Here is a 24,755-nt window from a genome sequence, read left to right as displayed (position 1 = left end):
GGCTTGGCGCCGGCCCGGGCTGCCCGCGTGCCAGGCGAGCAATCTACGGTTGGTCTTTCAGGGGAAACCCGGGGCCGCGCAGGGCGCAGGCAGGCGAAGGCGTTTCCGACAACTGACGGCCATTGTAACCGATAAAACACAGGAACGGACAAGACGACCGGGGTCGCCCGTGCAGGAATGCCCCTATTTCGTCAAGCAGCAGCCAGTTTTTCCGACAAAATCGCGGCCACGCCCAGGAAAGCCGGGTACTCCGCCGTGATCACATAGGTCGGGACCTGGGCCAGGTAGGCGCTGAAGCGCCCCTTCTGCTCGAAGCGGCGGCGGAACGACGACGCGGCGAAGCGTTCGCCCAGGCGCGGCACGATGCCGCCGCCGATGTACACGCCGCCCTGGGCGCCCAGGGTGATGGCCAGGTTGCCGGCGGCGGTGCCGAGCATGCCGCAGAAGGCTTCCAGCACCTCGTCGCAGATGGCGCATTCGCCAGCGAGTGCGCGGCGCGAGATCTCGGGTGCGCTCAGGCTGTCCGGACGGCCGGCGCGCTCGGACAGCGCGCGGTAGATCAGTTCCACGCCGGCGCCCGACAGCAGGCGTTCGCTGGAGACGTGCTCGAACTCGCGCCAGGCGTATTGCAGGATCGCGACCTCGACCTCGTTCACCGGCGAGAAGCTGACGTGGCCGCCTTCGCTGCGCAGCGCGGTCCAGCTCGCGCCACAGGGAATCAGGCCGGACACACCGAGGCCGGTGCCGGCGCCCAGCAGGCCGAGCGGCGCGTCGGGCACGGGCGCCCCGCCGCCGACCTGGCGCTTGTGCTCGCCCAGGTGCGGCAGCGAGCGCGCCAGCGCCGAGAAGTCGTTGACCACCACCAGCGTATCGAAGCCGCACTCCTGGCGCAGCGCCTCGATCGAGAAGGCCCAGTGGTGGTTGGTCATGCGCACCTGGTCGCCGGTGACCGGGTTGGCGATCGCGATCGCCGCATGGCGCACGCCGCCGGCAAGCAGCGCTACCCGCGGCAGCGCCAGGTAGGCGCGGATGGCGTCTGCCAGGCTCGCGTGCTGCTGGCAGGACAGCACCTTGATCGCCTCGAAACGCCCGGGTCCGGTCTCCAGTGCGAAACGCGCATTGGTGCCGCCGATGTCGGCAAGCAGGCGCGCACCGCCGGCGAAGTTGGTCGAAGCGTGGACGAGGCTGGAGGGAAAGGCAGTCATTGCAGCTAATAAAGAAGCGATGACCAAGCTTACACAAATTTGTAGCAGTCTTACAAGCGGATTTTGTAGTTTAGGTACAAAGCCCGCTTTTCACGGCGCGACCCAGCGCTTAGACGACGCGAAGTCTGAAGTAGTCGAACTACCTCAGCACGGCGCCGGCGCCAGTTCGGGGTCGCTACCCCCATGCGCGTTCCAGGCATCCAGGCCGCCGCGCAGCGGGCGGGCCCGGTGGAAACCGTTGGCCAGGAACTGCTTGGCGACCTCGGCCGCGGTGACGTCGTTCGGGCAGCTGCAGTAGACGATGATGTGGCGTTCGCGGTCGAGGGTGGCCATCAGCTGGTCCGCCCGGCAGGACTGGAACACGAGTGCGCCAGGGATCGCTGCTTCGAGCTGCTGGGCGGTCAGGCTGCGCGCGTCGATGATGAGCGGATCGTGGCCGCCTTCGATCAGCGCCTTCAGCTCGGCGATCTCGATGCGCGGGATGGCGCTGCGGGCGCGCTGGCGGCGCCGCTCCACGTACTTGACGGCGATGAAGAGCAGCAGCAGCGTGGCCAGCACCGACAGGGCGGTGCCGCCGGCCGTCTCGAGCCAGCCGAGCAGTTCCTGGACGCCGTCGTGGAACAGGATGCCGAGCAGGATGCCGGTGCCGCTCCACAGCGTCGAGCCGGCCACCGAGTAGCCGAGGAAGCGGCGGGTCTGGGTGCCGATCGCACCCGACAGCGGTGCGGCGATGGTATTGAAGCCGGGGACGAACTTGGACACCAGCAGCGACTTGGCGCCGAAGCGGCGGAAGCGGTCTTCGGTCTGGTTGACGCAGGAATCGGGCGACAGCGAGATCTTGCAGAGCAGGCGCAGGATGCGCTTGCCGTAGAAGCGCCCGGCGCGGAACCAGAACAGGTCGCAGACCAGGCAGGCCAGCACTGCGGCCAGCAGGCACAGTTGCCAGCTGAGGGCGTCGTCGACCGAGAGCGCGCCTGCCACGACCAGCACCGGGAAGGCAGGAATGGGCAGGCCGAACTGTTCGACAAGGACAATGCCGAACACGATCAGCACACCGTAGATCTGGAGCAGGTCGACAAGCTGGGGCATCGCGCTAGTGTAGCGGACTTTCAAGGGCGACGCTGCCGTTGCTGTTGTTTTTCCGTAGGGTGGACGGCTGTGCCGCCCACGCGGTGATAGGTAGCAGCGAGATCATCCGGCACGAAATCGGAGCCGCCAACAATCACCGCGTGGGCGGCGAAGCCGCCCACCCTACGCACCCCGCGGTATCGCCGCCAGCAACGCGCGCGTGTATTCCTGCTGCGGATTGCGATACAGCTCGTCCGAATCCGCCATCTCCACCACGCTCCCGTGGTGCATCACCATCACCTGGTCGGCAATGTACTTCACCACCGACAGGTCGTGCGAGATGAAGATGTAGCTCATGCCGTACTCGTCCTGCAGGTCCTGCAGCAGGTTGAGGACCTGGGCCTGCACCGAGACGTCGAGCGCCGACACGGATTCGTCGCACACCAGGATCTCCGGCTTCATGGTCAGGCAGCGCGCGATCGCGATCCGCTGGCGCTGGCCGCCCGAGAATTCGTGCGGGTAGCGGTGGAAGGCCCCCTCCGGCAGCCCCACCCGCCTGAGCAGCTCGTATGCCATCCCGATCCGCTCCGCATCGTCCGCGCCGATACGGTGGATGCGCATCGGTTCGAGCAGGATCTGGCCCACCGTGAAGCGCGGATTGAGCGAGGCGTAGGGGTTCTGGAAGATGATCTGGATGCGCCGCTTGTAGGCCTGGTAGTCGCGCTCGGACATCGCGAACAGGTCGCGTCCTTCGAACATGGCGCTCCCGCCAGTCGCGCGGTGCAGGCGCAGCAGGGTCAGGCCGACCGTGGTCTTGCCCGAGCCGGACTCGCCCACCACGCCCAGGGTCTTGCCGCGCGCCAGTGTGAAGGAGACGTCCTTGACCGCGTGGAACTCGCGCTTGCCGAACAGGCCCTCGCGCAAGGTAAAACTCTTGGCCAGGTTCTTCACCACCAGCACCGGCTCGTCGCCAGGCGCGCTGCCGCGCGCGCGCTGCGGCAGCTGTTCCTCCGGCGTGAAGCGGCCGCCCAGGTAGTCGTCGATCACGGGCAGGCGCAGCGGCCGCTCATCCAGCTTCGGACGGCAATGCAGCAGGGCGCGGGTGTAGGCGTCGCGCGGGGCGCCGAACACCTGGGCGGCAGGGCCCTCTTCCCGCACCTCGCCATGGCGCATCACGATCACGCGGTCGGCGATCTCGGCCACCAGGCCGAGGTCGTGGGTGATGAACAGCACCGCCATCTGGTGCTTCTTCTGCAGGCGCGCGATCAGGTCCATGATCTGCTTCTGGATGGTCACGTCGAGCGCCGTGGTCGGCTCGTCCGCGATCAGGAGCTTGGGCTCGCAGGCGATCGCCATCGCGATCATCACGCGCTGCTGCTGGCCGCCCGACATCTGGCTCGGGTAGGCATCGATCTTGGCGGCCGGGTCGGGAATCCCGACCTCGGCCAGCAGTTCGAGCGTGCGGCTGCGCGCCGCTTTCGCATGCATGCCCATGTGCCGGCGCAGCACCTCGCCAATCTGGTAGCCCACCGTGAACACCGGGTTGAGCGAGGACATTGGCTCCTGGAAAATCATGGCGATGTCCTTGCCGCACAGCTTGCGGCGCTCGGACAAGGGCAGCGCGAGCAGTTCGCGGCCATCGAAATGCGCGCTCGAGCCCGGATGGACGACCGTGGTTTCCGGCGGCAGCAGGCCCATCACCGCCAGCGAACTCACCGACTTGCCGCTGCCGGATTCGCCCACCAGCGCCACTGTGCTGTTGCGCGGCACATCGAAGGAAATGCCCTTCACCGCCTCGACCGTGCTCCTGCGGTCGACGCGGAAGGAGATGCGCAGGTCGCGCACCTGCAGCAGGATGTTCGGGTCAATCATCATTTGAGCTTCGGGTCGAGCGCGTCGCGCAGGGCGTCCGCGAACAGCGAAAAGGCGGTGACCAGGAGCGCCATCGCGCTCGCGGCGGCTGCCAGCTGCCACCATTTGCCGAGGATGAGTTCGTTCTGCGCCTCGTTCAGCATGCTGCCCCAGGACACCACGCCGACCGGCACGCCGAAGCCGAGGAAGGACAGGATTACTTCGGCCTTGATGAAGCCGACCACCAGGATCGACATCTGCACCAGGGCCACATGCGAGACGTTCGGCAGGATGTGGCCGAACATCCTGCGCCAGGGGGAAGCGCCGATGGCGTCGGCCGCCATCACGTATTCGCGCGCCTTGTGCTTGATGTACTCGGCGCGCATCAGGCGGTAGGGCCCGGTCCAGCCGGTCAGGCCGAGGATCAGGACAATGGTCATCACGCCCTTCTGCTGCAGCACGGCGGCCACGGTGAGGATCATCAGGATCGACGGGATCGAGGTGAAGATGCTGTAGAACCAGTTGAACAGGTCGTCCACCAGGCCGCCGAAAAAGCCCGACAGCGCGCCGAACAGCGTGCCCAGCGCGACCGCGACAAACGCCGCCACCAGTCCCACCACGATCGAGGTCTCGCCGCCCTTGATGGTCTTCTTGACGATGTCGTGGCCCCACTTGTCGGCGCCGAAAGGCAAGGTGCTCGCCTTCGGCGTGGCCGGATGGCTGGCGCGGACCTGCGCCTTCAGCTCGGCGAGCTCCGCCGCCAGCGGATCGAAGGCGTTCGGCGGCGTCTCGCGCGGCAACTGGGCCGCCGCCAGCGCGCGCGTCTGGGCGTCGGCGCCGATAAAGGTCGGCGGTGCGTAGTTAACCGCCACCTCCTCTTCCCAGTCGCCGGCCACCAGGCCCGTCGCGGACAGCAGCACCATCAGCAGGAAGGCCGCCACCACGCCGAGCGCCGCCATGGCGATGCGGTCGGCGCGCAGGCGGCGCCAGGCCAGCGCCCACAGGCCCGGGGCGCGGGTCGTCGTCATCGCAATCGTCATGCCAGCTTCACCCGCGGATCCACAAGCTGGTACAGCAAGTCGGCCAGCAGGTTGAACACCATGGTCGCGGCGGCGACATAGACCGTGATCGCCTTAATCACCGGGAAGTCGCTGCGCTCGACGGCCAGGATGACTTCGCGCCCGATGCCGGGGATGCCGAAGAAGCGCTCCAGCAGGAAGGCGCCGATCAGGAGCGCCGGCAGGTTGGCCATGACATGGGTGATGATCGGAATCGCGGCATTGCGCAGCACGTGCACCCAGACCACGCGCCGCTCGCTCAGGCCCTTGGCGCGCGCGGTGCGCACGTAGTCCTGCCCCACTTCATCGAGCACGAAGCTGCGGTACAGGCGGAGGGTCGGCGCGATCGACACGGCGAGGCCGATGATGATGGGCAGCAGCGCATAGCGCAGCAGGTTCTCGCCCAGGCTGGCGCCCCAGCCCTGCACCGGGAACAGGCCCAGCTTGTAGGCGAAGACGTACTGGAACACGATGATGTAGACCAGGATCGAGATCGACATGCCGACCGTGCAGGCCACCATGACGGCGCGATCCGTCAAGGAGCCGCGCACGAACGCGATGGCCAGCGCCAGCGCGATGCCGAGCACGGTCTCCAGGATGGTGAGCGGCACCAGCACGGTGAGCGAGGGTCCCAGGCGGCTGGAGATGATGTGCGACACCGGCTCGCCCGTGCTCCAGGCATTGCCGAAGTCGAAGCTCAGGATCTGCTGGATGAAGATCCACAGCTGCACGGTATAGGGCTGGTCGGTGCCGAGCTGGCGCCGGATGTTCTCGATGGCGGCGCTGTCGGCCATCTTCCCGGCCAGCAGGTAGGCCGGGTCGCCGCCCACCCAGTTGAACAGCACGAAGACCAGCACCACGACCCCGAGCATGGTGGGCAGCATCTGCCACAGCCGGCGGACGACAAAGCTAAGCATGGAACTCCTGAAAGTGGTGGCGCGCCGGCACGCCCAAGCGCGTAACGATAACGCAAATTTTGCTGAGCGGACAGCATCCCGGGCCGGGGCCTTCCTATTCCATTTTATGTCCGGCGTATAACTCCAAATATTCTTTTTGTAAAGACATTTGCTCAGCAGTTGTTTTTTCTACTTGTACAGACATTCCAATTGACAACGTATGTATGCCACTGTATTTATTGCCGTGCAGGAAACGATGCCGATTTTGCACTTGCACGGCAATGTCATGAAAACTTCTCCGTGGCCGACGCAATAAAAAGAGCCGCGGAGCTTACCTGGGAAGCTCGACATGATGGTTGAAACAGTATTATCTCGTTCAGTTCGATTGATGTTCGCGGGCGGCATGGCATTCGCCGCCTCCGCATATGCGCAGGACGCGCAGCAAGCGCCTGCCGAAGGACAGCAGCTGCAGCGCGTGGAAGTGACCGGTTCGCGCATCGCGACCGCCAACCTGGAAAGCGTGAGCCCGGTGACCGTGGTCGGCGCCAAGGACATCAAGCTCGAAGGTACGCGTTCGGTGGAAAACCTGCTGAACAACCTGCCCCAGGTCTTCGCCGACCAGGGCGGCTCGATTTCGAACGGCTCGTCCGGTACCGCCACCGTCAACCTGCGCAACTTCGGCGCCGACCGCACCCTGGTGCTGGTCAACGGCCGCCGCCTGCCTGCAGGTTCGCCACGCAATACCGCAGCCGACCTGAACCAGATCCCGGCAGCGCTGATCAAGCGCGTCGAGGTGCTGACCGGCGGCGCATCGGCCATCTACGGCTCGGATGCGGTGGCGGGTGTCGTCAACTTCATCATGAACGACAATTTCCAGGGCGTGCAGATCGAGTCGAACTACGCGTTCTACAACCACGAGCAGAAAGATGGCGCGGCGGCGCAGGCCGCTAAACGCCGCAACTTCCCGGTGCCCGACGACAAGAGCGCGGACGGCAAGGTCAAGGACGTCAACCTGCTGCTGGGCGGTAACTTCGCCGACGGCCGCGGCAATGCCGTCGCCTTCATCGGCTACAAGAAGGAAGACCCGCTGCTGCAGTCCGAGCGCGACTTCACCGCTTGCTCGCTGGACGGCTTCAGCTCGGGCAACACCTTCAACTGCGGCGGTTCAGGCACCAGCTTCCCGGGCCGCTTCATCCTCGCCAACGGCAACAGCTACACCGTGGCCAACAACGCCGGCGGCGTACGTCCCTACGTGGCCGCGACCGACCAGTACAACTACGGCCCGCTGAACTACTTCCGCCGTCCGTCGGAGCGCTACACCTTCAGCAGCTTCACCCACTACGACATCAACGATAACGCGCGCCTGTACACCGAGGCCAGCTTCCACGACGACCATACTGTGGCGCAGATCGCCCCGTCCGGCCTGTTCGGCTTCGACGCCTCGGGCCCGAACGCGATCCGCTACGAAAACCCGTTCCTGAGCCAGGCATGGCGCACCCAGCTCGGCCTCACCGGTCCGGGCAGCACCGCCGACGCCCTGATCTTCCGCCGCAACGTGGAGGGCGGCGGCCGCCAGGACGACCAGCGCCACACCTCGTACCGCGGCGTGATCGGCATCAAGGGCGACATCGGCAACTGGACCTACGACGCCTTCGCGCAAGTGGGCAAGGTGCTGTACTCGGAAACCTACTTCAACGACTTCTCCAACGTGCGCATCGGCCGCGCCCTGAACGTCGTTACCGGCGCCAACGGCCAGCCGGTCTGCCAGAGCGTGGTCGACGGCACCGATCCGAACTGCGTCCCGTATAACATCTGGTCGCTGGGCCAGATCACGCCGGAAGCCTTGAACTACCTGCAGACCCCGGGCTTCCAGAAGGGCAGCACCCACCAGTCGGTGCAGGGCATCAACCTGTCGACCGACCTGGGCGAATACGGCATCAAGCTGCCGACCGCCAGCCGCGGCGTCGGCCTGGCGCTGGGCTGGGAACACCGCACCGAGAAGCTGTCGCTCGACACCGACACCGCCTTCCAGACCGGCGACCTGGCCGGCCAGGGCGGCCCGACCCTGGGCGTGGCCGGCCAGTTCAGCGTGCGCGACTACTATGCCGAAGCCCGCATCCCGGTGCTGGAAAAGGCGCCGTTCGCGGATTCGCTGACCCTGAACGGATCGTTCCGTCGTTCGGACTATTCGACCGGCCAGAAGACCGACTCCTACGGCGTCGGCGCCGAATGGTCACCGGTCCAGGCCGCCAAGGTCCGCTTCAGCTACCAGCGCGCCGCCCGCGCCGCCAACGTGGTGGAACTGTTCACCCCGAGCGGCCTGAGCCTGTTCGGCATGAGCAGCGATCCCTGCGCCGGCGCCACCCCGAGCGCCAGCTTCGCCCAGTGCGCCCGCACCGGCGTCACCCAGGCCCAGTACGGCCGCATCGAAGACAGCCCTGCCGGCCAGTACAATCAGATCACCGGCGGCAATACCAACCTGGCGCCTGAGGAATCCGATTCCTACACCCTGGGCCTGGTGCTGACCCCGATGCGCAACCTGAGCCTGACCATCGACGCCTTCGACATGAAGGTGGAGGGCGTGATCGGCGGTCTGCCGGCCTCGACCACCCTGACCCAGTGCCTCCAGACCGGCGATCCGAAGTTCTGCTCGCTGATCCAGCGTGACCGCCTGGGCTCGCTGTGGGCGCTGAACGCCGGCCGCATTGTGGCCACCAACCAGAACCTGGGCATGCGTTCGACCAAGGGCCTGGACCTGGGCGCCAACTACGGCATGAAGCTGGCCGGCTACGGCAGCCTCGACCTGTCCTACATCGGCACCGTCCTGAAGGAATTCAAGTCGGAAGACTTCCCGGGTTCGGGCGAGTACGACTGCGCCGGCCTGCACGGCACCACCTGCGGCACGCCGCTGCCGAAGTACCGCCACAAGATCCGCGCGGTCTGGGGCACTCCGTGGCGCGGCCTCGAAGTGGGTGTGACCTGGCGTTACATCAAGGGCGTGAAGCTCGACGCGACCAGCGACAACGAACTGCTGGCCACGGACTTCGAACCGGCTGACGAAAAACTGGCTGCCCGCAACTACCTGGACCTGGTCGGCCAGTGGGCGATCAACAAGAACTTCACCCTGCGCGCCGGCATGAACAACGCGCTGGATAAAGATCCGCCAGTGACCGGTGTCGTGGCCGCGGTGTTCGGCAACGGCAATACCTACCCGCAGGTGTATGACGCCATGGGCCGTCATATCTTCCTGAACCTGACCGCCAAGTTCTGATCCGGCGGCTCAAATGAAAACGGCGCACCCTCGCGGGTGCGCCGTTTTTTATTGTCTGCTGCGCGAGGCGGGACTTACTCCGGCCGCACCCGCCTCTGCTTGACCGCCTCCGCCAGTCCTTCCAGAACGCCAATGCTGGTCTCCCAGTCGATGCAGCCGTCGGTGACCGACTGGCCGTAGGTCAGTTCCTTGCCCGGCACCAGGTCTTGCCTGCCGCCCACCAGGTGCGACTCGATCATCACCCCGACGATGCGGTCGTCCCCCGCGGCGATCTGGGCCGCGATATCGGCGCACACCGGCACCTGGTTCTGCGGGTTCTTGCTGCTGTTGGCATGCGAAGCGTCGATCATCAGGCGGCTCGCCAGGCCGTTGGCCGCCAGCTGGCGGCAGGCCTCGTCGACGCTGGCCGCATCATAGTTCGGCGCCTTGCCGCCGCGCAGGATGATGTGGCAGTCCTCGTTGCCGGCGGTCGAGACGATGGCCGAATGCCCGCCCTTGGTCACCGACAGGAAGTGGTGCGGCTGCGAGGCCGCCTTGATGGCGTCGGCCGCGATCTTGATGTTGCCGTCGGTGCCGTTCTTGAAGCCGACCGGGCAGGACAGGCCGGAGGCCAGCTCGCGGTGCACCTGCGATTCGGTGGTGCGCGCGCCGATCGCGCCCCAGCTGATCAGGTCGGCGATGTACTGCGGGCTGATCACGTCGAGGAACTCGGTGCCGGCCGGCAGGCCCAGCTCGTTGACGTCGCGCAGCAGCTCGCGCGCCATGCGCAGGCCGTCGTTGATGCGGAAGCTGTTGTCCATGTAGGGGTCGTTGATCATGCCCTTCCAGCCGACCGTGGTGCGCGGCTTTTCGAAGTAGACGCGCATCACGATCTCGAGCTCGCCCTTGAAGCGGCGGCGCTGCTCGGCCAGGCCGCGCGCGTACTCGAGCGCCGCCTTCGGGTCGTGGATCGAGCAGGGGCCGACCACCACCATCAGCCGGTCGTCCTGGCCGTGCAGGATGCGGTGCAGCGCCACGCGTGCACTGGCCGCGGTCTGCTCCGCCGCCGGGGTGACCGGGAACTCGCGGATCAGGTGCGCGGGCGGCGTCAGTTCCTTCATTTCGCGGATGCGTAAATCGTCGGTGCGAGGCATGCTGTACTCCGTGTTCTGTTTGGCTGGGGCTGAAAACGAAAAAACCGCCATCGCTGGCGGTTTGTCTGGATTTGCGTCGGACTGTTCTTTGAATCGCGTGAACCTGCCGCTACTCCACCGCCAAGGGGCTGGAATGGCTAAAGTAAAAATAGCAGGTAAAGAAAACGTGCTGGCGCATGGATAGTCCGTCTGGTCGGGAGACCTTGTTCGCCTGACTATAACGCCATTGTGTAACGGTTGGCAAGCCTTTTCCCGTGGCGCCAGACCACCGCCGCCCCACGGTCCCGCCAGCTGTCACGACAGGATTTGGCAAGCGGTTGCGGGAACCCCACAGCTGTTCCCTGCCTTTTCGCGCACCTTGAGCGGGATCAGTCGCCGTTCATCCAGCGATGCAAAAGTCGCTTCAAGCCCCCGCCGCCCCGCGCCGATCTTGTGTTCTCACAAGAAAAGTTTTTCAGGCATTTGATCGTCCTCAATAAGATCGGCTGGAGCGGACGCGGCGGGAACAACCCAACCACTGGAGTCCGGACATGACTGAAACCCTGCTCTCGCGCGCCCTGCGGCGCATCTTCGCCGGCGGCGGTGCCGTCGGCCTGTTGTCTGTCGGCTTTACCCTGCTGCTGCCCGCCCCCGTGCTGCGGGCCCAGGAAGCTGCCCCGACGCCCGTCGCCCGTGTGGAAATCACCGGCTCGAACATCCGCCGCGCCCAGGCCGAGACCGCCTCGTCGGTGCAGACCGTAAACCGCGCCGACATCGAGCGCTCCGGCAAGACCACGGTGGCCGAACTGCTGCAGACCCTCGCCGTCGACAACTCGGGTTCGGTGCCGTCCAACTTCGGCGGCGGCTTCGCCGCGGGCGCGTCCGGCATTTCACTGCGCGGCCTCGGCACCGCCTCGACCCTAGTCCTGCTCAACGGCCGCCGCATGGCGCCCTACGGCCTGGCCGACGACGGCCAGAAAGTGTTCGCCGACCTCAACGTCATTCCCACCGACGCGGTCGAACGGGTCGAGATCCTGAAGGACGGCGCCTCGGCGATCTACGGTTCCGACGCGATCGCCGGCGTGGTCAACATCATCCTGCGGCGCGACTTCCAGGGCAGCACGGTGCGTGCCCTGGCCGGTACCGCCACTGCCGGCGACGGCCAGCAGTACAACGTCGCCGCCACCTGGGGCAAGGGCGACCTCGACGCGGACGGCTTCAACCTGCTGCTCAACTTCGAGTACAAGAAGACCGACGAGATCTGGAACCGCGAGCGCGGCAACCGCGACTGGGTCGGCAAGGCCGACCTGCGGCCCTGGGGCTTCTCGGCGCAAGAAGCGCTGGGCGGCACCGGCGCCATCACCGGCAACAACGCTTCCGGCAGCCCCATCAACGGCAACGTGCGCAACCCCGACACGCTCGACTACTACAACCGCGGCAATCCGGCCGGCGCCGGCTTCACCCGCTTCTTCCCGGCGGCGGCCTGCAGCAACTTCACCAACCACCCGCAGGGCGACCCAGGCGGCGGCTGCCTGGTCGATGCCGCCTTCCTGTACAACCAGATCCAGCCCGACCAGGAATACACGTCCCTGTTCGGACGCGGCACCCTCAAGCTGCCCAGGGATATCGAGGCTTACACCGAACTCAACCTGTACAACAGCCTGAGCCGCACCTCCACCACGCCGTCGACCATCAGCGCCAACCAGGGTTACCCCGGCGGGCCGGTGAGCGGGGCCGGTGCGGCCTTCGGGCCGACCCATCCCGACAACCCGTATTTCGGACGCGAGGCGCGCCTGCGCTACCTGGCGGCGGACGTCGGGCCGCGTAATTCGGAAATCGAATCGACCTTCATCCGCGCCCTGGTCGGCGCGCGGGGCACCAGCATCGGCTGGGAATGGGATACCTCGCTGCTCTACTCGCGCAGCAAGGTCAGCCAGGACCGCAACGGTTTCCTGCAGCGCGACGCCACCTTCGCCCTGCTCAACCCGACCGCGGCCAGCATCAATACGGCGATCCTCAACAATCCCGGCTACCGCGCGCTGCCGGTCGGCACCCTGTGGCGCATCGCCGAGAACGCGGGGCTGAATTCGCCGGCCGTGTACGCCGCCCTGTCGCCGGAAATCACCAACGACGCCCATACCGAGATCGCCCAGGTCGACTTCAAGGCCACACGCGAGTTCGGCAAGCTGGCCGGCGGCCCGCTCGGAGTGGCGGTGGGCGCCGAGTTCCGTCATGAGTCGGCCGAGCTGCAGCCCACCACCGGTACCGAGCGCGGCAACATCATCGGCCTTGGCTATTCGGCCTACGACGGCCAGCGCAACGTCTTCGCGATGTACGGCGAGGTGCTGGCGCCGGTCCTGCCAGGGCTCGAGCTGACCGGCGCCATGCGCTGGGACCACTTCACCGACGTCGGCAATGCGTACACGCCGAAGGTGGGCGTGAAGTGGACGCCGGCACGCCAGTTCGCGCTGCGCGCCACCTGGGCGCGCGGCTTCCGCGCGCCGAGCCCGGCGGAAAACGGGGTCGGCGGGCTGGCGGCCTTCACCAACGCTTCCGACCCGGTGCGTTGCGCGCTGGGCGTGGAGGCGGCCTGCAACCCGGCCAACATCGCCCTGATCACTTCGCCCAACCCCGACCTCGATCCCGAGCGCTCGAAGAGCTACAACGTGGGCATCATCTGGGATCCGCTGCCGCGCACCAGCATCTCGCTCGACTACTGGCAGATCAAGCGCAAGAACGAGATCAACCAGGAACAGATCCCGGCCGCGATCCTCGCCGGGCGCGTCGCGCGCGATCCCACCACGGCCGAGGCCGGCATTCCGGGCGATCCCGGCGCCATCACGGCGGTGCTGGCCAGCTACGTCAATTCGGCCCAGACCAAGGTGCGCGGCCTCGACCTCGATGCGCGCCACAGCATGCCGCTGCCCAGCGGATACGGCAACCTCGTGTTCGACGCCAAGTGGACCCACCTGTTCAAGTGGGTACGCACCGAACGCGACGGCACCTCGCAGGACTTCGCCGGCACCCACGGCAACTGCGACGTGACCAACTGCGTCGGCACGCCGGACAACCGCGCCAACCTGCGCGCCACCTGGGAACGCGAGAATTTCCGCGTGTCGGCCAACCTGAACTACCGCGGCAAGATCGACAATACCCTGTTCAAGGAGGATCCGGAGGGCTGCGCCTCCCACTTCGCCAACGGCAACGATGCACCGACCGACTGCGAACTGTCCTCGTTCACCACCGTCGACCTGGTGTTCCGCTGGAAGCCTCAGGCCAAGTGGGAAGTGTTCGGTTCGATCCAGAACGTCTTCGACAAGGTGGCGCCGCTGGATCCGCTGACCTACGGCGCGGTGTCGTACAACCCGCTCGACTATGCCGGCGCCGTCGGACGCCTGTACACGCTGGGGGCGCGCTACACCTTCTGACGCCCACCTGCCCCGCCCGCCCGGTCCCGCACCGGTGGGCGGGACATGGCGCACGGCAGCGGTACCGGCGCCGGTACCGCCCTATCCACCCACCAACGGACCGATCATGTACGAAACCTCCATCGCACGCATCCTGCGCCGGCTGTTCGCCGGCGGCCTCGTCCTATGCGCGCCGCCGCTGCTGGCCCAGACGTCGCCCCCTGGCCTGCAGCCGCCGCCCACCCCTACCACGGCGCCGATGCAGCGCGTCGAGATCACCGGCTCCTCGATTCGCCGGCTGGCCGCCGAGACCTCACTGCCGATCACGACGATCCGCGCCTCGGATTTCGCCAAGCAGGGTTTGGCCACGGCGCAGGAGGTGCTCAACGCCATCCCGATGAACCAGTCCTCGGAAGGCTCGACCGCGGCGGTGGGTTCCGGCACGGGCGGGCGCGCCACCGCCGACCTGCGCGGCCTCGGCGGCGACAAGACCCTGGTGCTGCTCAATGGCCGGCGGCTCGCGAACCACCCCTACTTCGCCGATTCGGTCGACCTGAACATCATCCCTGTGGCCGCGCTGGAGCGTGTCGAGGTGCTGCGTGATGGCGCCTCGGCGATCTACGGCACCGACGCCATCGGCGGCGTGATCAACTTCATCACCAAGCGCTCGGTGGAAGGCGCGGCGCTGGCCGTGGAAGCCTACGAGCCCTGGGCCAACGGCGGCGGTCACGAGCAGCGCATCAACCTGTCGGGCGGCTGGGGCGACCTCGAACGCGACGGCCTGAGCATGTGGGGGGTGATCGACTGGCACCAGCAAAGCCCGCTGCGCGCGACCGAACGCAGCTTTTCGCGCACTGGCATCCGGCCCGAACGCGGCCTGTTCGAAGTCAGCGGGACCACCTTCCCCGCCAACTTCTTTTCCGACAACGGCATCAGCGGCAATCCCTATTACCCCACCTGCCAACAGCCCGACTCGGTGCCTCTGCCGGACGCGCCCCTGTGCGCCTTCGACTACACCCGCTTCGTCGACAACATCCCGAAGACGCGCCAGTTCAGCGCCATGGCCCGGCTCAACAAGAAGTTCGGCGAGCACACGGCCGGCCTCGAATTCGTGCACGGCCGCAGCACCAACGAATCCCAGGTCGCGCCGCCGCCCCTGTCGGGCATCGGCGTGATCATGACCGGCGACAGTCCCTTTTATCCGGGCAACGGCATCGTCCCGGCCTTCCCGGGACTGACGGGCGAGCCGCTCGACGTCTCCTGGCGTCCGCTGGAAACCGGCCCGCGCAACAACTTCGATTCCAGCATCACCGACCGCCTGCTCGCCAGCCTGGAGGGCACGGTGGCCGGCTGGGACTACAACACCGCGATCTCCTACTCGCTGGGCAAGGCGAAAAGCATCTTCAACGGCGGCTACGTGATCGACCAGCGCATCATCGAGGGCGTGGCGGCCGGCATCCTGAATCCCTTCGGCGCGCAGGACGCGGCAGGGGCGGATTACCTGAACAATTCGATCCTGTCCGGCGAATACCTGCATGCGCGCATCCACAGTGCGGCGATCGACGCGCGCGCTAGCCGCGAGCTTTTGAGCCTGCCCGGCGGTCCGCTCGGCTTTGCCATCGGCGCCGAATTCCGGCGCGACCGCGCCAAGTATTTCGTCGACCGCGCACTGGCCTCCCAGGCTTCCAGCAGCGGCTACGCCGATGCCAGCGACCAGGCCGGGCAGCGCAGCATCTGGGCGCTGTTCAGCGAAGTCAACGTCCCCATCGTCAAGGACCTGGAACTCAACGTCGCCGCGCGCTACGACCACTACAGCGATGTCGGCGGCAGCTTCAACCCGAAGGTGGCGCTGCGCTGGCAGCCGACCCGCCAGCTGCTGGTGCGCGGCTCCTTCAACAAGGGCTTCCGGGCGCCGACCCTGTTCGACCTGTATGGCCCGCAGGCCACCACCAACAGCTCGGACACCTACAACGATCCGCTGCTGTGCCCGAACGGCGTGCCGGCCCCCGGCGCCAACCCGAACATCGCCTGCGGCCAGCAGCAATATGTCCGCCAGGGCGGCAACCCGGACCTGTCGCCGGAGCGCTCGCGCACCCACAGCGTCGGCGTCGTGTTCGAACCGATCCAGCCGCTGACGATCTCGCTCGATTACTGGAACATCCGCCTGAAGGACCAGATCAGCGCGCTGGCCGAGCAGACCCTGTTCGCCAACTTCGAAAAGTACCGCAACCTCTTCGTCTACGATCCCAGCGGCACCACCCTGCTCTACGTGCTGGCGATCACCGACAACCTGGGCGAGGTGAAGACGCGTGGCCTCGACCTGTCGGTGGCCTACCGCCTGCCGCGCACCCGCTTCGGCAACTTCAGCGTCAACCTGGACGGCACCTACGTCAACAAGTACGACTACCAGAACGAGCCGGGCGGGCCCTTCACCGAGAACGCGGGGCGCTATGCGGATGCCACTCCGGTGTTCCGCTGGCGCCATAACCTGCTGTTCACCTTGAACCGCGGCGACTGGAGCTTCAACCTGGCCAACCGCTACATGTCGCACTACACCGACCAAAACACCGCGGTCGCGCCCGAGTTTTTCAACCGGGTCGGCCACTACTCGACCTGGTCGATCGCGGCGACCTACACGGGCAACAAGAAGGCCGAGCTGACGGCGGGCATCAAGAACCTGTTCGACGAGGAGCCGCCCTTTACCAACCAGGTCACCAACTTCCAGCTGGGCTACGACCCGCGCTACACCGATCCGCTCGGCTTCACGGTGTATGCGCGCGTGACCTACCGCTTCTGACGATCGATAGTAGAGGCAAAAAAGCCAACAGGCCCCATGCCGTCCAGTCGAGCCTGGACGGCATTTCATTTTGTACGGCGGCAAGCTATGATCGGCATCGAGCAATCCAACTGCCCGTCAACCTGCCAGGAGTCTCCATGCATCGCGCCTTCATACGACTGATCCTGATGACCGTGATCCTCTCCGCGGGGCCATGGCAAGCGGCGCAGGCAGCGTCGCCGTTCGCGCGTGAAGTGCCAACCACCTACCCCAGGTTCGAAGAGGCTGCGGGCAGCTTGAGCCTGGTCGTGGCGGAACTGGTCGCCACCGATTATCTGAAGGGCTACGATTGCCCCAAGTCACAGGCCAGAGCCGACGGCAGCACCACGGTAGTCATCTGCATGGACCCACCGCCGACCTGGTTCAAGGCGCACGTGCTGCAGCACGTGGCTGGCGCGGACATTGGCGGAGAATTTTATGCGGTGACGGGCAGCCATTACGGCGCGATGAAAGTCGGCGCCGCCGAGCCCGCCAGGCTGATGCTGCTTCGTTCGAATGGCAGTGCCCTGGAAATGCTGCGCTACAGGTCCTGGCCTGTTGCCACGAGCCGCGACGGGCAGTACCACCTGATCGTTCAAGGCGGCCCGATTCATTGGCTGCCTTGTTGGAGCGCTTCACTGATGCGGGAAATCGAGGATGGAGATTTCGCCGCCGATCTGGCGATCACGCGCGAGGAATACGACAGCCGCTGGGCAGAACGACATGCGTCCTTCTATCGCGTCAGCGCTGACAGCGTGCGCCCGCGTTACGCGATTCCGGTCGCAGGCTTGCAGCAGCGCTTGAAGAATCTGCCGCTGGCGGCTGCCGACTTTTCTTGCACGAAGCAGACTCCCGCATCTTGAAACCGCGGTCTGCGCGGATCTTCCTGGCCCACCAATGAAAAATGCCGCTCAGGCTACCCTGAACGGCATTCTTTTTGTGACGCACTCGCGTCTCAGGCAGTGCCGCCCACGGTCACACCGTCGATGCGCAGGGTTGGCTGTCCAACGCCCACCGGCACGCTCTGGCCCTCCTTGCCGCACACGCCGACGCCCGAATCCAGGCGCATGTCGTTGCCGATCATCGAGATGTTGTTCATCACCTCGGGACCATTGCCGATCAGGGTCGCGCCCTTCACCGGATAGCTGATCTTGCCGTTCTCGATCATGTAGGCTTCGCTGGCCGAGAACACGAACTTGCCATTGGTGATGTCGACCTGCCCGCCGCCGAAATTCACCGCGTACAGGCCGTTCTTTACCGAAGCCAGGATTTCTTCCGGATCCTTGTCGCCGGCCAACATGTAGGTATTGGTCATGCGCGGCATCGGCAGGTGGGCAAAGGACTCGCGGCGCGCGTTGCCGGTCACCGGCATCTTCATCAGGCGCGCATTCATGGTGTCCTGAATATAGCCCTTCAGGATGCCGTCCTCGATCAGGGTGGTGCACTGGGTCGGGTTGCCCTCGTCGTCCATGTTGAGCGAGCCGCGGCGGTCCTGCAGGGTGCCGTCGTCGACCACGGTCACGCCCTTGGCGGCCACGCGTTCGCCGATGCGGCCGGCGTAGGCCGAAGAACCCTTGCGGTTGAAGTCGCCTTCCAGGCCATGGCCCACCGCCTCGTGCAGCAGCACGCCGGGCCAGCCCGGGCCGAGCACGATGGTCATCGGGCCGGCAGGGGCCGGACGCGCTTCCAGGTTGACGCAGGCCGACTTCACGGCCTCGGTCGCATACTTGTCGAGCAGCTCGTCGCTGAAGTAGCCGTAGTCGTAGCGGCCGCCGCCGCCGGACGAGCCGACTTCGCGCCGGCCGTTCTGCTCGGCGATGACGGTGACGGACACGCGCACCAGCGGACGGATGTCGGCCGCCAGCACGCCGTCGCTGCGCACCACCAGCACCACGTCGTACTCGCCGGCGAGACCGGCCATTACCTGCACCACGCGCGGATCCTTGGCGCGCGCCATCTTCTCGACGCGCTCGAGCAGTTTCACTTTTGCGGTCGCGTCGAGCGACGCGAGCGGATCGTGCGGCAGGTAGAGCGAGCGGCCGCCGGTCGGGCGCGCCGCGGTGGCGATCTTCACCTTGCCACTGCCTGCGCGGGCAATGGTGCGGGTCGCGGTGGCCGCGTCCAGCAGCGCCGCTTCGGAAATGTCATCGGAATACGAAAAAGCCGTCCGGTCGCCCGACACGGCGCGTACGCCGACACCCTGGTCGATCGAAAAGCTGCCGGTCTTGACGATGCCTTCTTCCAGACTCCAGCCTTCGCTCTTAGTGAACTGGAAATACAGGTCGGCGTAATCGACCTTGTGCGTGAACATCGAGCCCAGCGCATTGAGCAGCTTGCCCTCGTCGAGGCCGAATGGCGTCAGCAGCACATCGCGTGCGACAGCCAGGGAGGAAAGGTTCGGTTCGAATGGTTTCATTGTGCGTTCGGTCGTTCTCATTGGGAGAATGCATTGTGCCATATCCCGCCGCTTCATACCCGACACGCACCACCCCACCAGGATGAGGGTCAGGGTCAAATGATTGCGCAAGATTGTAGGTCACCGTTCGATGCAACGAAGCATGGTTCATAGTCAGTGATTACGAGTTCTTGGCGAATAATCAACCACGCCCACGTGTGCTTGATGATGTGGCAAGATGGTGGGATGAAACTGATATCTCTTCTCGGAAGGGCTGGGCTGCACAGCGTGCTGGCCTTTTCTCTCCTGCAGTCTGGCAGCGCAGCGGCGCAAAGCCCGGCGCCGGCGGCAAGGGTGGTGGTGGTCGAACTATGCGTGTTGGAGCAGTCGCCCGAGCGCGTCGAGGCAGCGCTGACGACGCCACTCGAGAAACTGCTGCTGCGCTTGCCCGGTGTGGACACACTCAACAGCAACACCGGCCACGGCCGCGTTGCCCTCGAAATCCATTACAAGGGAGGAGCGTCGGAAGATGACGCCGCCAGCGTGACCCAGGCTGTCGATCGCAGCGGGATGAACTTCCTGTCGAGTTCGGTGCGGCTTGACAGCCCGCGTGGTGACGGGCTGTTCTTTGATCGCAGGGACTGCGGCGCCACCCCGCGCTGAGGCGGACGCCCGGTCTTACAGCTTGCGGTGCTTCAGCGCCGGCAGGCTTTCACGCACGCTGGCCAGGAAGTCGTCGTCCAGCTTCCCGGTGATGACCCCCTCGCCTTCGCGCAGCACTGCCTTCACTTCGCCCCACGGATCCACCAGCATGCTGTGCCCGAAGGTGCGGCGGCCGTTTGCGTGCAGGCCGCCCTGGGCCGAGGCCAGCACGTAGCACTGGTTCTCGATGGCGCGGGCGCGCAGCAGTACTTCCCAGTGCGCCAGGCCGGTGGTGTGGGTAAACGCGGCCGGCACGATGATCAGCGCGCACTCGCCCATCGCGCGGAACAGTTCCGGGAAACGCAGGTCGTAGCACACCGACAGGCCGACGCGCCCGAACGGTGCCTCGAAGCTGCCCACTGATTCACCCGGCACGATGGTGCGCGCTTCGTCGTAGGATTCGCTGCCCTTGTTGAAGCCGAACAGGTGGATCTTGTCGTAGCGGCCCACCGCCTGGCCCTGCGGGTCATATACGAGAGTGGTGTTGAGCACCTTGCCGTCCACCGGCGAGACCAGCGGCAGGGTGCCGCCTACCAGCCAGATGCCGTGCTCGCGCGCGAGTTCGGCCATGCAGTCCTGGATCGGGCCGCTGCCTTCCGGCTCGGCCTGGGCCACCTTGTCAACATCGCTCATGCCCATGATCGGCCAGTACTCCGGCAGCGCCACCAGTTCCGCGCTTTCGCGCACGGCCTGCGCCACCAGGCGGCGCACGGTCGCCAGGTTGTCAAGCACCTGCGGGGTGGACACCATCTGCACTGCGGCTACGATTGTCATGTCAGTCCTTTTTCGGGTTGGGCCGCGCGCTTGCGGGCGCCTTGGCCCTGGCCTCGGGCGGCGGCGGTGGCGGGTTGTCGATCTTGACGATGGTCGGCGACTTCCACGGTCCCGAGATCCGCATCTGGTAGGTCAGCGCCTTCATCACCGGCGCGCGCAGGAACAGCTGCGCCAGGTAGCTGCCGATGCCGATGATCGGATTCACCGCCAGGCCATACACCAGCGGCCCGGTACCGAGGTTGAATTCGGGGATCACCACTACGCGCAGGTTGGTCGTCTCGTTGGCGATGTCGGCAGTGCCGTCCATCAGGATGGTGGCCGCCACCCCATGCATCTTGAGGTTGTCGGTGCGCAGCACGCCGCGCTGGATCAGGGCGTTGGCGCTGATGCCGTCGAAGGCCAGGCCTTCCGAGAACACGTCGTGAAAGTCGAGTTTCAACAGGCGCGGCAGCGCCTGCAGGCTCAGCACGCCCAGCAGCTTGGCGGCGCCCGGGTCCTGCTTCAGGAACTGGCCGGACTCGACATTCATTTCGATCTGGCCCGACAGGCTCGGGATGTCCAGGTCATAGGGCAGCCCGCTCCAGGCAATGTCGCCCGACATCTTGCCCTTGCCGCGGCGCAGGGTCTCGGGGAAGCCGAGGCGGTCCAGCAGCTTGCCGGCGTCATCGATGTCGAGCACGAAGTTCAGGCTGGTGTTGCTGCGCCCGTCCTTGGTCAGCCAACGCCCGTTCGCCTTCAGCTGGCCGTCCGGATTGTCGAGGGTCAAGCGGTTGATGCGCCATTCGCGTCCCGCCAGCGCCTGCACGTTGTTGGCCTGCAGCTCGAGGCGCCCGAGGCGCTTGTCGGCCAGCTGGAACTGCTCGGCCACGATGTCGAGCGAGGGAATGGTGGCGCTGGCGCCGCGGTTCGATTCGAGCAGGCTCTTGACCTCGGCCTCGTCGGACTGCGGGATCACCAGCGACGCCAGGCGCGCCGTGACCTTGCCCATGCCTTGTCCGCTGCCGGACTCGATCCAGGTCACGTAGCCGCTTGCATGGCGCGAATGCAGGTTGGCCTGCCAGGTCTCTTTCAGGTGGGTCGCGCCCAGCACCACGTCGGCCAGGCGGCGCTCGCCGATGGTCAGTTCGCCCACGCGGCCGCCGATCAGGGTCGGCATCACGTACTGGGCGAAGCCCACGCCTGCCCCGGCGCCGGCGCCCTCGCCCTCTTCGCCCGCGATCGCCTTGCCCGCCGCGATCCAGGCGTCGGCGTTGAGGGCGCGCATGTTCACGTTGATCATCATGCCGCCGTCCGGTTCCGGCGCCGGCACATTGGCGCCGATCCCGCCGCGCAGCACGGTCCAGGGGCCGCGGCCCTGCTTTTCACGCAGGTAACGCGCCGCCAGATTCTCGCCCAGCGCCACCCGGATCTCGTCGCGCGCCACGCCGTTCACGGTCGGCTCGCCCGCCAGCACGAAGCGCAAGGGCAGTGCGTCGGCCTGCGGCTTGTTGAGCGGGGCCGGCAGTTCGAGGCCGAGGCCGGCCAGGTTCGAGTCGAGCGTCACCGTGCGCCGCCCCTCGCGCACCAGCACGCTGCCCGTGTAGGGCGTGCTGCCCGACAGGCGCTCGGCCAGGCGGCCCAGCGCCGGCGCTGGCGCGGTGCGGCGCATGCCATCGGCCGACAGGGTGCCGCCCAGCCGGATTGCGATGCTGCCGTCTTTCTGGGTGCCGCCGGACAGGCCCAGGGGACCGCCCAGGAAGCTGGCGCCGAGTCCGTTCAGGGCCACGCCGCGCTCCCAGAAATCGATGCGGCCTTGCGCGCCTGCCAATTGCGGCAGTTCCGGGAACAGGCTGACATCGTTGCCCAGCAGCTGCAGGCTGCCCTGCACCTTGGTGTCGGGCAGGTGCGCCAGCGGCATGCGCAGCCTGAGGCCCAGGCGCGCGTTGCCGCCGGCCCGGGTTTCGTCGGTAAAGTGGCCGATCCACTCGGGCACCGGGCTGGCCGCCACGTAGCGCAGGAATTCCTGCAGCGGCCCGGCGGCATTGCCGTCGATCTCCAGCATCATGAGCTCGTGCGCGCCCAGGTCGGGGATCACCGCCTTCACGTTCGACAGCGCCACGCCCAGCGTATTCAGGCGATCGCCACGGATTTCCATGCGGGCCCGGTCGAATTCGATGCGGCCCTGGATGTTCTCGGCCAGGGGCCAGAGCGGCGTGCCGTCCGGGTGCCGGTGGCCAGGGGCGTATTCGAGGCGCGCATTTTCGAGGCGGCCGGCGACCTTGAATTCGCCGCGCACGCGCTCGAGCATGTTGTTGGCGCGGAACGGGAACTCGGCCAGGTCGCCGCGCAGGCGGAGGCTGGCGTCACGCAGGGTACCGCCCTGCAGCGCGCCAGTGAGCCAGTGGGCCAGGTGTTCGGGGGTGGCCAGCGGCAGGTAGCGCCCGATGCTGCCGATCGCGAAGCCGTCCAGCCTGCCTTCGAAATCGGCCGTGCCGGGGCCGTGTCCCGGCTGCAGCGGCAAGGTATGGCGTCCGGACAGCGAAGCGCTCAGGCTTCCCTGCGCCAGCTGCAGCTTCTCGACCTCGACCAGCAGTTGCCGGCCCGGATCGATGTTCCAGCGCGCCTTGAGGTCGAGGCGGTCGAGCGCCATGGCCGGCTCGGCGAACCAGGCCGGCATGTGCAGCACCAGGTCTTTCGAGTCGACCGTCACGCTGCCGCCGTTCTGGCTGGCGTCGATGCTGCCGCTCAGGTTCTGGAAGCCCGGCGTGGCCGGGCGCGCGGGCAGCGCCGGCTGGCCATCTCGGGCCGGCTGGGCCGGGCGCGCCGGCTGGGCGTTGAGGGCCAGGCCGGCGACGTCGCCGCGCAGGCGGAAGCCGCGCAGGGCGGGATAGCGGCCTTCCCACTCGGCGGCCACGTCGAGCAGGCGTCCGCACGGCGCATAGTCGAGCAGCATCTGGCGCTGCTGGGGCGGCAGCGGCAGGTAGCCGGCCAGCGCCGCCAGCGCACCGATATCGAGCTGGCGCGCGTTCAGCTCGCCCCGCTCGGGTTTGCCATTGCTTTCCGGCAGCCAGCGCTGCTCCAGCGTGGCCGGCGGCAGCGCGCGGCCGTCACGCGTAGTCACCGAAAAATCGGTGAGGCTGACCGTGTGGCCGTGGGCGCCGAAGGTCGGCTTGCCCTCGTCCTTCCCAGGCAGCATCTCTTCGCTCGCGGCCAGGCGGCCCCGGACCCGGGCCAGCTGCAGCGGCGCCAGGGTGGCGCCGAGGCGGGCGTTGACGTCGGCCAAGGCCAGGTCGGCGGTGAAGCCGGCCACCCGCGCCTGGTCGAAGTTGAGCCAGGCGCGCACCGATCCGCGTCCGCTCGCCATCTGGAAAGGCAGGTCGACCTGCTGCTTCCAGGCCACCAGGTCGGCGTCGCGCAGGTCGGCGTACAGCTCGCCCTTCCAGCGCGCCAGGTCCGAGGGCCTGGCGCCGAAGCGGTGGCGAAAGCGCGCGCGCACGTCGAGCGGCTGGCCCAGAGCGCGCGGCGGGGTGGCGCGCAGCGCAAAACGGTGGCCGCCGCCGAAGCGGTTGAGCAGGGCCATGGTGACGTCGGTGAGGACCAGGGTCGGGCGGCCGCGCAGCTCGTCGGTCCAGGCGACGCGGCCTTCGCGGATCACGATCTCGCGCTGGCGCAGCAGCCAGTCGGCGCCGCGTCCATCGTCCTTCTTGTTGGGGTCGAGGCGCACCCCGGCCACGCTGAGCACGCCGTCCGCGCCGCGCCGCACGTCCAGCTGCGGCCCGGTGAGCTCGAGCGCATGCAGGCGCGGCTCGAAAGCAGCCAGGCTCCACCAGGACAGCGCCGCCTCGACCCTTGGCAGGGCCAGCACCTGGCGCCCGGCGCGGTCGATCAGACGTACCTCACCCAGCGTCAATACCGGATGGATGCCCTGCCAGGACGTGGCCAGCTGGCCGATGGTGACGCGGTTGCCGAGCGCGCGTCCGGCGGCCGCTTCGATGTCGCTCTTATATAGATCGATGTTGGGCAGGATGGCGTAGCGCAGCAGCAGGAACAGCAGCGCCAGGCCGAAATACAAGAGCAGCACCAGCTTGATGGCAAAGCCGAGAAAATGGTACGAGGCCAGGTTCGCATAGCGATAGGCGGCACGGAGCCTGCGCCATCGCGCTGCCAGCGGCAGGTGGGTATGGGCCGCCTGCGGTTCCTGGTTGTCCATCAAGGTGCTCAA

At 66.8% G+C, this 24,755-nt stretch carries 15 protein-coding genes; 6 read left to right on the top strand and 9 right to left on the bottom strand.

What is annotated here, in order from left to right; all coding sequences use genetic code 11:
* Positions 1-191: 191 nt before the first annotated feature.
* The 5 genes from LK539_RS07255 to LK539_RS07235 all read right to left on the bottom strand — a co-directional run bounded on the left by LK539_RS07255 (position 192) and on the right by LK539_RS07235 (position 6,099).
* Complete coding sequence (locus tag LK539_RS07255; RefSeq protein WP_227800234.1) at positions 192-1,205, bottom strand: glucokinase; 1,014 nt, start codon at positions 1,203-1,205, stop codon at positions 192-194.
* 144 nt (positions 1,206-1,349) lie between these two features.
* Entirely contained in the window at positions 1,350-2,294 is a 945-nt protein-coding gene (locus LK539_RS07250) for a VTT domain-containing protein (RefSeq protein ID WP_227800233.1), read from the bottom strand.
* 162 nt (positions 2,295-2,456) lie between these two features.
* Positions 2,457-4,145: an ABC transporter ATP-binding protein gene (locus tag LK539_RS07245; protein WP_227800565.1), complete on the bottom strand. Its 1,689-nt coding sequence runs from the start codon at positions 4,143-4,145 to the stop codon at positions 2,457-2,459.
* A complete protein-coding gene (locus LK539_RS07240) occupies positions 4,145-5,164 on the bottom strand; it encodes an ABC transporter permease (protein ID WP_227800232.1) in 1,020 nt (339 codons plus the stop codon). The genes LK539_RS07245 and LK539_RS07240 overlap by 1 nt, the downstream gene beginning before the upstream one ends.
* Positions 5,161-6,099: an ABC transporter permease gene (locus LK539_RS07235; RefSeq protein WP_227800231.1), complete on the bottom strand. Its 939-nt coding sequence runs from the start codon at positions 6,097-6,099 to the stop codon at positions 5,161-5,163. The genes LK539_RS07240 and LK539_RS07235 overlap by 4 nt, the downstream gene beginning before the upstream one ends.
* A gap of 382 nt (positions 6,100-6,481) precedes the next feature.
* Between LK539_RS07235 and LK539_RS07230 the strand changes: the two genes are divergently transcribed.
* On the top strand, positions 6,482-9,349 hold the full coding sequence (locus LK539_RS07230; RefSeq protein ID WP_227800230.1) for a TonB-dependent receptor domain-containing protein: 2,868 nt from the start codon (positions 6,482-6,484) through the stop codon (positions 9,347-9,349).
* Between the two features lie 74 nt (positions 9,350-9,423).
* Here LK539_RS07230 and aroG read toward each other — a convergent pair whose 3' ends face one another.
* A complete protein-coding gene (gene aroG, locus LK539_RS07225; protein ID WP_227800229.1) occupies positions 9,424-10,482 on the bottom strand; it encodes a 3-deoxy-7-phosphoheptulonate synthase AroG in 1,059 nt (352 codons plus the stop codon).
* Between aroG and LK539_RS07220 the strand changes: the two genes are divergently transcribed.
* The 4 genes from LK539_RS07220 (at position 10,481) to LK539_RS07205 (ending at position 17,546) form a co-directional block, all read left to right on the top strand.
* Positions 10,481-10,666, top strand: coding sequence for a hypothetical protein (locus LK539_RS07220; protein WP_227800228.1), 186 nt, complete (start codon positions 10,481-10,483; stop codon positions 10,664-10,666). The genes aroG and LK539_RS07220 overlap by 2 nt on opposite strands.
* Before the next feature lie 346 nt (positions 10,667-11,012).
* On the top strand, positions 11,013-13,889 hold the full coding sequence (locus LK539_RS07215; protein WP_227800227.1) for a TonB-dependent receptor: 2,877 nt from the start codon (positions 11,013-11,015) through the stop codon (positions 13,887-13,889).
* Positions 13,890-13,995: 106 nt separating this feature from the next.
* Positions 13,996-16,665: a TonB-dependent receptor gene (locus tag LK539_RS07210; protein WP_227800226.1), complete on the top strand. Its 2,670-nt coding sequence runs from the start codon at positions 13,996-13,998 to the stop codon at positions 16,663-16,665.
* Between the two features lie 137 nt (positions 16,666-16,802).
* Positions 16,803-17,546, top strand: a complete 744-nt coding sequence (locus LK539_RS07205) for a hypothetical protein (RefSeq protein ID WP_227800225.1) — start codon at positions 16,803-16,805, stop codon at positions 17,544-17,546.
* A 92-nt stretch (positions 17,547-17,638) separates the two neighbouring features.
* On the opposite strand, the gene tldD is transcribed toward LK539_RS07205, so the two are convergent.
* On the bottom strand, positions 17,639-19,099 hold the full coding sequence (gene tldD, locus LK539_RS07200) for a metalloprotease TldD (RefSeq protein WP_227800224.1): 1,461 nt from the start codon (positions 19,097-19,099) through the stop codon (positions 17,639-17,641).
* A 225-nt stretch (positions 19,100-19,324) separates the two neighbouring features.
* On the opposite strand from tldD, the gene LK539_RS07195 reads away from it, so the two are divergent.
* Complete coding sequence (locus LK539_RS07195) at positions 19,325-19,741, top strand: hypothetical protein (RefSeq protein WP_227800223.1); 417 nt, start codon at positions 19,325-19,327, stop codon at positions 19,739-19,741.
* 15 nt (positions 19,742-19,756) lie between these two features.
* On the opposite strand, the gene LK539_RS07190 is transcribed toward LK539_RS07195, so the two are convergent.
* Both LK539_RS07190 and LK539_RS07185 read right to left on the bottom strand, forming a co-directional pair.
* Positions 19,757-20,554 carry a carbon-nitrogen hydrolase family protein gene (locus tag LK539_RS07190; RefSeq protein WP_227800222.1) on the bottom strand — a complete coding sequence of 266 codons (798 nt, stop codon included), beginning with the start codon at positions 20,552-20,554 and terminating at the stop codon, positions 19,757-19,759.
* A 1-nt stretch (position 20,555) separates the two neighbouring features.
* Positions 20,556-24,743 carry a YhdP family protein gene (locus tag LK539_RS07185; RefSeq protein WP_227800221.1) on the bottom strand — a complete coding sequence of 1,396 codons (4,188 nt, stop codon included), beginning with the start codon at positions 24,741-24,743 and terminating at the stop codon, positions 20,556-20,558.
* Positions 24,744-24,755: the final 12 nt, after the last annotated feature.

This window comes from Massilia sp. IC2-476, from assembly GCF_020707295.1.
Taxonomy (GTDB): Bacteria; Pseudomonadota; Gammaproteobacteria; order Burkholderiales; family Burkholderiaceae_D; genus Telluria.
The sequence above is the reverse complement of the archived record's forward strand: the minus strand, read 5'-3'. Positions and strand labels throughout refer to the sequence as shown.